Here is a 12669-nt window from a genome sequence, read left to right as displayed (position 1 = left end):
CGGTAGTTTAGCTGCAAAGCTTGGAGGTACTATGACCAAGTCTGAACTTATTGAAAGACTTGCTGGCCAGCAATCTCATATTCCGGCGAAGGCCGTTGAGGATGCAGTGAAAGAGATGCTTGAGCACATGGCCGCAACGCTGGCCGAGGGCGAACGCATTGAGATCCGCGGATTCGGCAGTTTTTCTCTTCACTACCGTGCCCCGCGTGTAGGCCGCAACCCGAAAACCGGCGACAAAGTCGAGCTGGACGGCAAGTACGTTCCTCACTTCAAACCAGGCAAAGAGTTGCGTGACCGCGCCAATATCTATGGCTAGTCGCTGACTGCCCATAGCGTTGTTGCTTGTAAAGAATATAAAACGGTGCCTTTAAGGCGCCGTTTTTTTTCGCCTGCAATTCCCCTGGCTCTGCTTGTGAATTGCGTACCGCGCCGCATTTGCGGTGTGGCTGCTGCATATGCCTCTCTTATCCTGCCGTGCTCGCCGCATCCTCACTAAAGCCCGCTGGCGGCGACATGTCGCTTGAATAATCCTGCTTGCTCTTCGTGACGCGTTTTTGCTCATAGTGAAGCCGATGGGAGAAGAGCGATCAAAATTTCGCTGGATCTGGCGATATTCGCCGTTATCTGCGGCATCCTGCCGCTGCTGCTTTTACCGCAGTTGCCAGAGCAATGGTTGCTGTGGCCGATGCTGCTGGTCGCCGGTTTACTGCTGCGCACCCGTTGGCCGTTCTGCCGTTATTTGGCCTGCCTGGGATTGGGATTCATATGGGCAGTTTTCAACGCCGGAAGCCTGCTCGGGCAAATGGATCGCTTAAGCCGCGCGCCGGAAGTGACGGCGGTGGTGCAGATAAGCAGCGTCGCACTGGAGCCTGCCGTCAGTAAGCAGACCCTGATGCGCATCGAGCGGGTCGACGGCCATTGGCTGGCGCCTGCGCTGGCGTTTACCACGACATGGGCTCCGAAAGAGCAACGGCTGTGTGCCGGGCAGCGTTGGCAATTGAAACTGCGCATGCGGCCGGTGCATGGCAAGCTCAATGAAGGAGGCTTCGACAGCCAACGTTGGGCGATCGCACAGCGCCAGCCGTTGACCGCTCAGGTCAGGCAGGCGCGCTTGCTGGAGGGGAATTGCGGCCTGCGCCAGCGCATTATCAGCCATGCTGAAGCCAACATTGGTGAATTGCGTTACAAGGCGGTGTTGCTGGCGTTGGCGTTTGGGGAAAGAACCGCGCTCGAACAGGCTTTGCGCACGCTGATGTTGAAAACCGGTATCGCTCATCTGATGGCCATATCGGGGTTACATGTTGCGATGGTCGCCATTTTGTTCTGGGCAGTGCTGCGCGCTCTGCAGTTTTTCCTCCCCGCCCATCTGATTGGTTATCGTTTTCCGTTGATCGCGGGCTGGGTGGCGACGCTGATCTATGTTTGGTTGGTGGGCGCCCAGCCGCCGGCGGTGCGTACCGCGTTGGCGATGACGCTGTGGATGCTGCTGCGTTTGCGCGGCGTGCATTGCTCTTCATGGCAAGTGTGGCTGTGGTGCATCGGGCTTATTTTGCTCTGTGATCCGTTGGCGGTCTTGTCAGACAGTTTCTGGTTGTCGGTACTGGCGGTGGGGTGCCTGATTTTTTGGTTCGAGTGGGCACCGCTCGGCGAGCGATTTCGTTCGGCGTGGTATTGGGCTCCGGTGCGCTGGCTGCATATTCAGCTAGGCATGACGTTGCTGCTGGTGCCGATGCAGGCCGCGCTGTTTCTGGGCCTGACGTTGACCTCGCTGCCGGCCAATCTCTGGGCGGTGCCCATCGTCTCATTGGTGACGGTGCCGTTGATTTTACTGGCGTTGATTTGCGGCATCTTCCCCTCGCTAAGTTACGGGCTTTGGTGGTTGGCGGATTTCACATTGGGATGGGTGTTTGTGCCGTTAAATTATCTGCAGCGCGGCTGGGTGGATTTGGGGGCCGCCTCTTTGCTTGCCAGCGCGTCGGGATGGCTTCTCGTTATCTGTTGGCGCTTTCATTGGTGGTGGCGCTATGCGCCTGGACTGGCAGCGATAGCCATATGCTGCGTGTTATGGCGAGGTAAAGCACCGGATTACCATTGGCGCGTCGACATGCTCGATGTCGGGCACGGCCTGGCGGTGGTGATCGAGCAAAACGGCAAGGGGATACTGTACGACACCGGCGATCGTTGGGCGACAGGCAGTGCCGCAGAACGGCATATATTGCCGATGCTGAACTGGCGGGGCATTGAGCTGGAGCAGATCATTATCAGCCATATTCATCTCGATCATATCGGCGGGCTCCCGACGATGCGGCGAGCGTTCCCGCAAGCTACCGTGCGCAGCCCGATACGCGGGGAAGGGCATTTACCCTGCATCGCCGGCGAGCGTTGGCGCTGGCAGTCGTTGCAATTCGAGGTGCTGTGGCCGCCGAAAATGCTCAAAAGGCCGGTTAATGACGACTCTTGCGTGATCCGTATCGACGACGGGAAATACAGTCTGCTGCTCACCGGCGATGCGGAAAAGAGGGCGGAGGCGCAGCTGCTCCGATTGCGGCGCGACCGCTTAATGGCCACGGTATTGCAGGTGGGGCACCATGGCAGCAAAACTTCCTCAACACCGCCTTTTTTGCGCGCGGTTAATCCCGAAGCTGCGCTGGCGTCCGCATCTCGTTACGGTAAATGGCGTTTGCCGGCGCGTAAAGTGGTCGCCCGATATCGGGCAAATGGCATTACATGGCACGATACGACGCGCTCCGGCCAGTTGTCGGTGCTTTTTTTCGACAACGATTGGCAAATTAAAGGCTTTCGCGAACAATTAATGCCCCGTTGGTACCATCAGCGGTTTGGCGTAGAGGGCGATAATGAGTAAAATAGGCCGCTATTTCTTCCGATGCTGGTATTTGCATGATGAATGATAAAGATCTCTCGACCTGGCAGACGTTCCGTCGACTCTGGCCGATGATCACTCCTTTTAAGACCGGGCTGATTGTGGCCGCCATTGCGTTGATTATGAACGCAGCGGGGGACACGCTGATGCTGTCTCTGCTTAAACCGTTATTGGACGATGGGTTTGGAAAAACCGACAGCAGCGTGCTGGTGTGGATGCCGCTGGCGGTGATTGCGCTGATGCTGATGCGCGGCGTGACCAGCTTTGTTTCAAGCTACTGCATTTCCTGGGTTTCCGGCATGGTGGTGATGCAGATGCGCCGCCGCCTGTTTGGCCACATGATGAGAATGCCGGTGGCCTTCTTCGATCAGCAATCCACCGGGACGTTGCTGTCGCGCATTACCTATGATTCCGAGCAGGTGGCGTCTTCTTCTTCCAGCGCGCTGGTGACCGTGGTGCGCGAAGGGGCCTCGATCATTGGCCTGTTCATCATGATGTTCTACTACAGCTGGCAGCTGTCGGTGATCCTGATCGTGCTGGCGCCGATCGTCTCCATCGCCATTCGCCTGGTGTCCAAGCGTTTTCGCAACATCAGCAAGAACATGCAGAACACCATGGGGCAGGTGACCACCAGCGCCGAACAGATGCTGAAAGGCCATAAAGAAGTGCTGATCTTCGGTGGCCAGCAGGTGGAAACCGAGCGCTTTAACTCGGTGAGCAACCGCATGCGTCAACAGGGCATGAAACTGGTCTCTGCGTCTTCCATTTCCGATCCGATCATTCAGCTGATCGCTTCGCTGGCCCTGGCGTTCGTGCTGTTTGCCGCCAGCTTCCCAAGCGTGATGGAAACCCTGACCGCCGGCACCATTACCGTGGTGTTCTCGTCAATGATCGCGCTGATGCGTCCGCTGAAGTCGCTGACCAACGTCAATGCCCAGTTCCAGCGTGGGATGGCGGCCTGCCAGACGCTGTTCTCCATCTTGGATATGGAACAGGAAAAAGACACCGGCACCCGCGAAGTGAAGCGCGCGAAAGGCGACATCGAATTCCGCAACGTCACCTTCTACTATCCGGCTAAAGAAACGCCGGCGCTGCGTGATATCAACCTGAAAATCGCCGAAGGCAAGACTGTGGCGTTGGTGGGCCGCTCGGGTTCGGGTAAATCCACCATCGCCAACCTGCTGACGCGCTTCTACGATATTCAGGAAGGCGAAATCCTGATGGATGGCCACGATCTGCGTGAATATACCCTGGCCTCACTGCGTAATCAGGTGGCGCTGGTCTCGCAAAACGTGCACCTGTTCAACGATACCATCGCCAACAACATCGCCTATGCGCGCGAGAGCGAATACAGCCGCGAGCAGATTGAGAAAGCGGCCGAAATGGCGTACGCGATGGACTTCATCAACAAGATGGAAAACGGCCTGGATACGGTGATCGGTGAAAACGGCGTGATGCTGTCCGGCGGCCAACGTCAGCGCATCGCAATCGCGCGTGCTTTGCTGCGCGATTGCCCGATCCTGATCCTGGATGAGGCGACTTCTGCGCTGGATACCGAATCCGAGCGTGCCATTCAGGCCGCACTGGACGAGCTGCAGAAAGACCGTACTTCGCTGGTGATCGCACACCGTCTGTCGACGATTGAGAAGGCGGACGAGATCCTGGTGGTGGAGGACGGTCGCATCGTCGAACGCGGCGAGCACGCCGAGTTGCTTGAACGGCAGGGCGCCTATGCGCAACTGCACCGCATGCAGTTTGGTCAATAATGATTGAGCGCATTTGGTCCGGCGGTTCGCTGCTTTATCTGGCGCTGCTGCCGCTCTCCTGGCTGTATGGCCTGTTCAGCTGGCTGATCCGCCTCAGCTACCGCTGTGGCCTGCGCAAAAGCTGGCGCGCGCCGGTGCCGGTGGTGGTGGTGGGCAACCTCACCGCCGGCGGCAACGGCAAAACGCCGATGGTGATCTGGCTGGTGGAACACCTGCAGCAGCGGGGCTATCGCGTTGGCGTGGTTTCGCGTGGTTACGGCGGTAAGTCGGCGGTCTATCCCCTGGTGCTCAATCAGAATACCTCGACCCGCGAGGCGGGCGATGAGCCGGTGCTGATTTATCAGCGGACCGGTGCGCCCGTGGCGATTGCGCCCAAGCGAGCAGAGGCGGTGCAGGCCTTGCTGCAACAACAGCCACTGGATGCGATCGTCACCGACGATGGCTTGCAGCACTATGCTTTACAGCGTGACTTCGAGCTGGTGGTCATCGACGGCGTGCGTCGCTTCGGCAACGGCTGGTGGTTGCCGGCCGGGCCGATGCGCGAGCGTGCTGCGCGGCTTGGCAGTGTCAATGCGCGCGTCGCCAATGGCGGCGTGGCGCAGGCCGGGGAAATTGCCATGCGCCTGCAGGCGCGTGATGCGGTGAACCTGCTGAGCGGTGAACGTCGCCCGGTGGCCGAGCTGCCGCGCGTGGTAGCGATGGCGGGCATCGGCCATCCGCCGCGTTTCTTCGCGACGTTGGAAAAACTGAACGTCGAGGTGGTGCAGGAAGTGGCGTTTGCCGATCATCAGGAATATCAGCAGGCGCAGCTGGCGGCGCTGGTTGCTGCCGATCAAACGCTGTTGATGACGGAGAAGGACGCGGTGAAATGTCGCGCCTTTGCCCAGCCCAATTGGTGGTATTTGCCGGTTGATGCGGTGCTACCGTCCGCTCAGGCTGAGCAACTGCTGCAGGATATCGAATCTCTGCTGACCAAGTAACCTCAGGATGTCAGCGTGGCAAGCCCCAGGGCTTGCGCGCAGGCTTCCAGCGAACGCTGCTGGGTTTGCTGATATAGCGCCAGCTCGTCGATCACCTCACTGCCCAACGCTTGTTCAAACGCTGCCCGGCTGGAAGCGGCGTTGTACTGCGCGTGGCGGCTGTCCCCCAGATTCGACTGGAAAATCCCCGCGGCGCTGACCGGCAGAAAATCTTCATACACCAGCGGCTGGAAGCGAACGTGTTCTTTCTCGATCAGTTGCTCCAGAGTGCTGTGCTTATCCAGCGACTCTTTGGCCGCCAGGCCGCATTCGGTCGGGAAATAGCGGAACCAGGCCAGCTGTTGCTCGCGCAGCGTGGCGTAATCATCCGGAAACGCCCGGAAGTTTTCCTCCAGCAGTTGATAGTAGCGCTCGGTATTCTTCTCGCTCGGCGGCCCCTGCAGCGCATCGTTGGTGGCCTGCAGCAGACGGTCGTAGAGTTCTCGTCCTTTCGTCGTCAGCGCCACACCGCGCTGTTCGATCTCGCCGAAGCGCGCGGTATGGTGGCCGGCGACGGCACGGCCGTCATGCTCAACGAAATCGACGCGTTCTTCCAACGCCTTGAAGCTGGTTTGGCGCAGCAGGATCGCGCGACGACGGCGCGGCGGGCCCTCGATGACCGCCTTGGGCGTAATGCCGCGGCCGGGCATCGCCTGCTGAACACGATCGATATCCAGCGTGCGCGGTGTCAGATGGTTGATATGCGGCCCTTTAAACGCCACCACGTCGGCGATCAGGCGATGCTGATCGTGCAGCTGCCGGTATTCTTCGGCGCTGACCGTCGCCTGGTTGTGCCAGCGGAAGGTTTCCAGCGCTTGTTCGACAAATTCTTGCGCCTGCACTTCATTCAGCCCGCCTTGCGCTTCCTGCAGCGCGATCAGCTCCAGCGCGCGATCGGTAAAGATGCGGCGGCGCGCCAGCAAGCGCTCGGCCAGCGCACGCAGCGCGGGATCTTCTATCAGTTCCAGGCGCAGCAGGGAGGTGAACACGCGGAAAGGGCTGATCTGCAGCGCGTCTTCGTGTACGGCGCGAAAAGCGGTGGAGTGCACCGGAACGCCCGCCACCGACAGGTCATAGTAACCGACCGGCGCCATGCCCATCACCCGGAACAGGCGGCGCAGGGTGGCCAGCTCGTCCGCGGTGCCGACCCGGATGGCGCCGTGGCGCTCCATCGCCAGGCGTTCTATCTCGCCGGTAATTTGCAGTTGATGAGCCAGTGCGGCATCTTCGCGCAGAACCTGTCGGTTGGTTTCCGCCACCAGCTCCAGCAGATCGCCGTACAGCGGCACCTCCTTTTGATACATGTCCGACATCGCGTGAGAGAATCTGGCGCGGATTTCATTAGGTGAAACGAACTGCTGGGCGGTCATGCGCATAGCTCCTTGATTCAGCATAATCTGAAAAATCGTGTTTTTAGCGGCAAAAGTGCTGGCGAAAAAGCCGTCTGCCTTGTTTTCCCCTCAAGTTTAGCTATCTGGTTTGGGATTTGTTATAGACGTGGCAAGCATATTAGAGTTTTATGCGTCAGCTCTCATTTGCAGCGCACAGACGGGCAAAAGATGCCCTGGCGAGCGGAGAGACGCGGTGGTTCGGCCGCGGCGACCATTAAATTAAGTCATGCATATTCAGGGAGATAAAAATAAATTCGGCTTATTTATGAATTTAAGGCAATAAACCTCTTGTGCATTCACCAGTTTTATGAGTAAATGCAAGTCGGCCTGTAATCCAGACCTATTTATGTTCGAGTTTAGAGTTAAGCAGTTCCTCCAAAAACGTTATCATCCGATTCCGCTTCAAAGACGAACCTTCTAAGTACCTCCCATAAGTAATGTTTCTGAAACGGCCCCAATTGCCTCTTATGGCAGGTTTTGTAAATATATTTAAAGGTAAATGTAATGTCTAAGAAGACTGGTCAGGTTAAGTGGTTCAACGAAAGCAAAGGTTTTGGTTTCATTGAGCAGAACGACGGCGGCAAAGATGTATTCGTACACTTCTCCGCAATCATGACCGACGGTTTCAAGACCCTGGCTGAAGGCCAGCGCGTCGAGTACACCATCCAGGACAGCCCGCGCGGGCCGGCTGCCGCCAACGTAGTTGCTCTGTAAGAATACAGGGAACGCGTATAAGAGATCTTAATACAACCATGGTGATGCGTCAGCGCTGAGTCATGCGGAAGATATTAAGTTCAACAAGCCCGCCTTAGTGCGGGTTTTTTATTTTTTGCTCACGAGAGGTTTGTTACGAAAAACTTTAGGATGGGCTGGTAGCGTCCAGACAATATAAAAAATGACGTTGTCAAGGATGCTCAAGTAAAAGGATATAAGTTATGTTTAAAAATACTGTGTTAAAAATGGGCCGCGTGAAATGGTTTAATCAGGCCGAAGGCTATGGTTTTATTTCACCGGTAGATGGCAGCGACGAAATCTATGTCAATCGCAACGCTATCGCCAACACCAAAAATAAGTCGTTGAACGAAGGTCAGAACGTCGAGTTCTCGATCTATCGCAGCTCACATGGGCTGTCCGCGGCAGACGTTATCGCGTTCTGATCGCATCCACCTTCCTCGCCAGTGCCGGTGTCGCCACCCGCATGCACTGGCGAAGATAAATCCCTCGATATCCACTATTATCAGGCCATTGCCTACTTGCCACGGATATCAGGATGACCACCCCGATAATTTCCCTTACCGCCGCTCGCGCGCTGCACCTTGCCGCCCAGGGACTGCTTTCTCCGCTTAAACGCCAAGCTCGGCCCGACGACGTCGTGAACGCGATCCAGCGCATGGGGCTGTTACAAATCGATACCATTAGCGTCGTCGCCCGCAGCCCGTATCTGGTGCTGTTCAGCCGTTTGGGGGCCTATCAACCGGAATGGCTGGAGCAGGCGCTCGCCGGCCGCAAGCTGTTCGAGTATTGGGCGCACGAAGCCTGTTTCCTGCCGATCGAGGATTTTGGTCTGCTGCGGCATCGCATGCTGGCGCCGCATGATATGGGCTGGAAATATTCCGCCGACTGGGTGCAGCAGCACCAGGCGGCAATGGACAACCTGCTGCGGCACATCGAACAACAGGGGCCGGTGCGCTCCGCCGATTTCAGCGCCGAGAAGAAAGGCAACAGCGGATGGTGGGACTGGAAACCGGAGAAACGGCATCTGGAGATCCTGTTTACCGCCGGCAAGCTGATGGTGGCCGAACGTCGCAACTTCCACCGGGTTTACGATCTGACCGAAAGGCTGCTGCCGGCCTGGGACGATGCGCGTCATGCGCTGCCTGCGGAGCGGGCGCGCCAGCAAATGTTGCATCGCACCTGCCGCTATCTGGGCATTTTCCGCGCCGAATGGTTGGCGGATTACTATCGGCTGAAACGCGTGGCGCCAAAAACTTTGCTGGCAGAGCTGCAGGATCAGGGGGAGATTTCGCCGGTGCGGGTAGAGGGGCTGGAAGGGCAGTTCTATGTGCATGGCTCACTGACGGAACTGCTGCCGCTGGCGGAACAGGGCAAGCTAAAATCGACGGTCACCAGCCTGCTGTCGCCGTTTGATCCGGTGGTTTGGGATCGCCGCCGGGCGCTCGAGCTATTCAACTTTGACTATCGGCTGGAGTGCTATACGCCGAAGGAAAAACGCCGCTATGGCTACTTCACCTTGCCGGTGCTGCATCGGGGTGAACTGGTGGGGCGCATTGACGCCAAGGCGCACCGCCGCCAGGGGGTGTTCGAGATCATCAGCTTTCATGCGGAGCCGCGGGTGCGCTTCGGCAAACGGCGGGCCCAGGATATTCGGCAGGCCATCGCGCGTATGGCCAAATGGCACGGCGCGCAACGCGTCGCGCTGGGCGACATTCCGGCGGCGTTGGCCGCTGAATGGGGTGCCGGCTGGGAAGTGGGATAACGAGCGACGCCGTCGGTGGGGTAAAACGAAGTTCAGCGCCGCTCGTTACAAAGGGGCTCAGTGGCTGAAGTTAGCGAACAGAGCGATGATTTTATGCAGACGTTTGATCACGTATTACGGCCTTTTTGTGATTTGTATCACAAAATTCTACGCCGGGATGCGCCGCAGTTCAAGCTGTTGCGCCGGCGCGCTGAGGAAATATCGCTGGGTTGGCGCCGCCGGTGATTAACCTGAGGCCGGGCGTTATGCTATCCTCACTGCCTTTCCCAGATGACCAATCCCCTAGCGGAGGATGCATGGACCACCGTTTACTCGAAATCGTTGCCTGCCCGGTATGCAACGGCAAACTCTATTTCAATAAAGAAAACCAGGAACTGGTGTGCAAAGCGGACGGGTTGGCTTACCCGCTGCGCGACGGCATTCCGGTGCTGTTGGAAAATGAAGCGCGTGCGCTGTCGCTGGATGAGAAGCACGCATGAGTTTTATCGCTATTATTCCCGCCCGCTACGCCTCAACCCGTTTGCCGGGCAAACCGCTGGCCGATATTCACGGCAAGCCGATGGTGGTGCACGTGATGGAGCGCGCCCGCGAGTCCGGCGCCAGCCGCGTCATCGTGGCGACCGATCACCCTGAAGTCGCCAAAGCGGTGGAAGCCGCCGGCGGCGAAGTGTGCATGACCAGCCCGGATCACCATTCCGGCACCGAGCGTCTGGCGGAAGTGATCGCGCACTACGGCTTTGCCGACGATCAGATCATCGTTAACGTGCAGGGCGACGAACCGCTGATCCCGCCGGTGATCGTGCGTCAGGTGGCTGAGAACCTGGCAGGCAGCCAGGCCGGCATGGCGACGCTGGCAGTGCCGATCGAGAGCGCCGAAGAGGCTTTCAACCCCAACGCGGTGAAGGTCGTGATGGACGCGCAGGGCTACGCGCTCTATTTCTCTCGCGCCACCATTCCGTGGGATCGCGAGCGTTTCGCCGCGTCGAAAGAGAGCATCGGCGACAGCCTGCTGCGTCATATCGGCATCTACGCCTATCGCGCCGGCTTCGTGCGCCGCTACGTCAGCTGGGCGCCGAGCCAACTGGAGCAGATCGAGCTGTTGGAACAGCTGCGGGTGCTGTGGTACGGTGAAAAAATCCACGTGGCGGTCGCGAAAGCGATCCCGAGCGTGGGAGTCGATACGCCGGAAGATCTCCAGCGCGTGCGCGACAGCATTCAACCCTGAGCCTGAGTTCGTCGGCGCGGCGCGCAACGCGCCGACGATGTAATACCCTCCATTATTGATCCCCGTTTTGTTGATCTGCGTTGAAGAATTTTTCCGCTCACCGTTCGATGATGTTACGCATCCCCCCTATTAGCCTGAGGTGAATGCCTTATGGAGCAGTTACGCGCCGAACTGAGCATTGTGCTGGGTGAGTCCATCAGCCGGCTGGAGCGGGTGAGCGAGCAGCCTTATGCGCATATGTATTCGCTGTACGATCGGCAGGGCAACGCGATCCCGCTGATGGCGAAAAGCTTTATCTGTCAGGGTATCGCCCAGCAGGAGGCGTACAAGCTGTCAATGCTGGCGCGCGACGGGGATATTCGCCTGCCTACGGTGTACGGCGTGGTGTGTACCCACCAGGCGCCGTACAAGGAAATCCTGCTGATCGAGCGCCTGCGCGGCGTGTCGGCTGAAGCGCCGACGCGTTCGCCGGATCGCTGGAATATGCTGATGGAGCAGATCGTTGACGGGATATTGGCCTGGCACCGCATCGACAGCCACGGCAGCGTCGGCAGCGTTGACAGCACGCAGGAGAACGACTGGTTTTGCTGGTATCAACAGCGGGTCGAAGTGCTGTGGGCGACGGTGGTCAATCTCACCACCCCGCAGCTGACCATGGCGGATCGCCGTTTGCTGTACCGCACGCGCGAAGCGCTGACCCATTTTTTCGTCGGCTTCGACGATCCTTGCGTTCTGGTGCACGGCAACCTGTCGCTGCGCAGCATGCTGAAAGATCCCAAAAGCGATCAACTGCTGGCGATGCTCAATCCCGGCGTGGTGCTGTGGGCGCCACGCGAATACGATCTTTTCCGCCTGTGCGAGGCGGGTATGCCCAGCCAACTGCTGTTCAGCTATCTGCGGCGGGCGCCGGTCGCCGACGCTTTTCTGGCGCGGCGCTGGCTGTACGTGGTGTGGGAAGCGGTGGGGCGTTTGATCCATACCGGCAAGCTGGAGCGGCGGCCGTTCGACTATGCGTCGCAACAGCTGCTGCCCTGGCTGGCCGGTTGAACGGGTCTTACTCGGCGCCGGCGCGGTCCGCGCCTTTCAGCCATTGCCACAGGCTGCCCAGCGTTTCATACCAGGCGCGCTCGGTATGGCCGAGGAACATTGACGACGGCGTGGCGCGATCCCAGATATTCAGCGGCGAGTCGATCGCCAACTGGTTGGCCGGCGCCGGGATCGGGTGCAGGCCCTTGGCCTTGAAGAAACGCATGGCGCGCGGCAGATGGTTGGCGGAGGTGACCAGAATGAAGGGTTGCTCGCCGACCAACTTGGCGACCTGAGCGGCTTCTTGCTCGGTATCGCGCGGTTCCCTCAGGATCACCATATCGCTGCGCGGCACGCCCAGGCTTTCGGCCACCAGCGCCGCCGTGGCGGCGTTGCTTTGCATGCGTCCGGCGGACGCGCCGGTAAACACCATCCTGGCGCCGGGATGCGCAAGATAAAGCCGCACGCCTTCCGTCACGCGCGGCAGACTGTTGCCGAGCAGGTTCGAGCTGGGCGCCCAATCGGGATTGTAGGTATAGCCCCCGCCCAATACCACGATGTAGTTGACCGGATCGTTGCCGCGATAAGTCTGGTATTCGGCTTCGATCGGCCGCAGCAGCCGGTCGGCCACCGGTTGCAGGCTGAAAAGCAGTAAAAACAGCCAGCTCAGCGTGAAAATCGTCTTACCGCTTTTTTGCCAGCGGGTGAACCACAGCAGCAGCAGCGCCAGCCCCATCAGCAGCATCAACAGCGGCAGCGGCATCAGCATGGCGCCAAAGAACTTTTTCAGGTTGAACAGCATCGAAAATCAGATCCTTTTGGGTGAAAAAGCGGCATCCAGGCATAAACGGGCCGCAAGAAGAT

12 protein-coding genes are annotated in these 12669 nt (G+C 58.7%); 10 read left to right on the top strand and 2 right to left on the bottom strand.

Annotated elements, in window-relative coordinates:
• Positions 1-31 precede the first annotated feature (31 nt).
• The 4 genes from ihfB to lpxK all read left to right on the top strand — a co-directional run bounded on the left by ihfB (position 32) and on the right by lpxK (position 5627).
• Entirely contained in the window at positions 32-316 is a 285-nt protein-coding gene (ihfB, locus tag ACSBQQ_RS09885) for an integration host factor subunit beta (RefSeq protein WP_004928264.1), read from the top strand.
• Positions 317-592: 276 nt separating this feature from the next.
• Positions 593-2863, top strand: coding sequence for a ComEC family protein (locus ACSBQQ_RS09880; RefSeq protein WP_080311516.1), 2271 nt, complete (start codon positions 593-595; stop codon positions 2861-2863).
• Positions 2864-2898: 35 nt separating this feature from the next.
• Positions 2899-4647, top strand: a complete 1749-nt coding sequence (gene msbA / locus ACSBQQ_RS09875) for a lipid A ABC transporter ATP-binding protein/permease MsbA (RefSeq protein WP_021504329.1) — start codon at positions 2899-2901, stop codon at positions 4645-4647.
• Entirely contained in the window at positions 4647-5627 is a 981-nt protein-coding gene (gene lpxK, locus ACSBQQ_RS09870; protein WP_039566698.1) for a tetraacyldisaccharide 4'-kinase, read from the top strand. Before msbA ends, lpxK begins: the two co-directional genes overlap by 1 nt.
• Positions 5628-5629: 2 nt before the next feature.
• On the opposite strand, the gene hglS is transcribed toward lpxK, so the two are convergent.
• Positions 5630-7036 (bottom strand): 2-oxoadipate dioxygenase/decarboxylase HglS, encoded by a 1407-nt coding sequence (hglS, locus tag ACSBQQ_RS09865; protein ID WP_060428378.1) that lies wholly within the window; start codon positions 7034-7036, stop codon positions 5630-5632.
• Between the two features lie 525 nt (positions 7037-7561).
• Between hglS and cspE the strand changes: the two genes are divergently transcribed.
• The 6 genes from cspE to ACSBQQ_RS09835 all read left to right on the top strand — a co-directional run bounded on the left by cspE (position 7562) and on the right by ACSBQQ_RS09835 (position 11826).
• Positions 7562-7771 carry a transcription antiterminator/RNA stability regulator CspE gene (gene cspE, locus ACSBQQ_RS09860; protein ID WP_019454537.1) on the top strand — a complete coding sequence of 70 codons (210 nt, stop codon included), beginning with the start codon at positions 7562-7564 and terminating at the stop codon, positions 7769-7771.
• 221 nt (positions 7772-7992) lie between these two features.
• Entirely contained in the window at positions 7993-8214 is a 222-nt protein-coding gene (locus tag ACSBQQ_RS09855) for a cold-shock protein (protein ID WP_004928241.1), read from the top strand.
• Between the two features lie 113 nt (positions 8215-8327).
• Positions 8328-9554 (top strand): winged helix-turn-helix domain-containing protein, encoded by a 1227-nt coding sequence (locus ACSBQQ_RS09850; protein ID WP_043147155.1) that lies wholly within the window; start codon positions 8328-8330, stop codon positions 9552-9554.
• Positions 9555-9850: 296 nt separating this feature from the next.
• Entirely contained in the window at positions 9851-10033 is a 183-nt protein-coding gene (locus tag ACSBQQ_RS09845; RefSeq protein ID WP_004928237.1) for a Trm112 family protein, read from the top strand.
• On the top strand, positions 10030-10779 hold the full coding sequence (gene kdsB, locus ACSBQQ_RS09840) for a 3-deoxy-manno-octulosonate cytidylyltransferase (protein WP_004928235.1): 750 nt from the start codon (positions 10030-10032) through the stop codon (positions 10777-10779). Before ACSBQQ_RS09845 ends, kdsB begins: the two co-directional genes overlap by 4 nt.
• A gap of 150 nt (positions 10780-10929) precedes the next feature.
• Positions 10930-11826, top strand: coding sequence for a YcbJ family phosphotransferase (locus ACSBQQ_RS09835; protein WP_033654240.1), 897 nt, complete (start codon positions 10930-10932; stop codon positions 11824-11826).
• Positions 11827-11833: 7 nt separating this feature from the next.
• Here the strand turns inward: ACSBQQ_RS09835 and elyC are convergent, their stop codons facing one another.
• Complete coding sequence (gene elyC, locus ACSBQQ_RS09830; protein ID WP_060428380.1) at positions 11834-12607, bottom strand: envelope biogenesis factor ElyC; 774 nt, start codon at positions 12605-12607, stop codon at positions 11834-11836.
• Positions 12608-12669: the final 62 nt, after the last annotated feature.

This window comes from Serratia sp. G204Y, from assembly GCF_051172435.1.
Lineage (GTDB): Bacteria > Pseudomonadota > Gammaproteobacteria > Enterobacterales > Enterobacteriaceae > Serratia > Serratia sarumanii.
Note: the sequence above shows the minus strand (reverse complement) of the source record. Positions and strands in the feature narration are given on the sequence as shown.

Excerpts from the sequence above, each read along its gene's own strand:
- ihfB (WP_004928264.1), top strand. The coding sequence starts at position 32 with ATGACCAAGTCTGAACTTATTGAAAGACTTGCTGGCCAGCAATCTCAT.
- msbA (WP_021504329.1), top strand. The coding sequence starts at position 2,899 with ATGATGAATGATAAAGATCTCTCGACCTGGCAGACGTTCCGTCGACTC.
- lpxK (WP_039566698.1), top strand. The coding sequence starts at position 4,647 with ATGATTGAGCGCATTTGGTCCGGCGGTTCGCTGCTTTATCTGGCGCTG.
- hglS (WP_060428378.1), bottom strand. The coding sequence starts at position 7,036 with ATGACCGCCCAGCAGTTCGTTTCACCTAATGAAATCCGCGCCAGATTC.
- cspE (WP_019454537.1), top strand. The coding sequence starts at position 7,562 with ATGTCTAAGAAGACTGGTCAGGTTAAGTGGTTCAACGAAAGCAAAGGT.
- ACSBQQ_RS09855 (WP_004928241.1), top strand. The coding sequence starts at position 7,993 with ATGTTTAAAAATACTGTGTTAAAAATGGGCCGCGTGAAATGGTTTAAT.
- ACSBQQ_RS09850 (WP_043147155.1), top strand. The coding sequence starts at position 8,328 with ATGACCACCCCGATAATTTCCCTTACCGCCGCTCGCGCGCTGCACCTT.
- ACSBQQ_RS09845 (WP_004928237.1), top strand. The coding sequence starts at position 9,851 with ATGGACCACCGTTTACTCGAAATCGTTGCCTGCCCGGTATGCAACGGC.
- kdsB (WP_004928235.1), top strand. The coding sequence starts at position 10,030 with ATGAGTTTTATCGCTATTATTCCCGCCCGCTACGCCTCAACCCGTTTG.
- ACSBQQ_RS09835 (WP_033654240.1), top strand. The coding sequence starts at position 10,930 with ATGGAGCAGTTACGCGCCGAACTGAGCATTGTGCTGGGTGAGTCCATC.
- elyC (WP_060428380.1), bottom strand. The coding sequence starts at position 12,607 with ATGCTGTTCAACCTGAAAAAGTTCTTTGGCGCCATGCTGATGCCGCTG.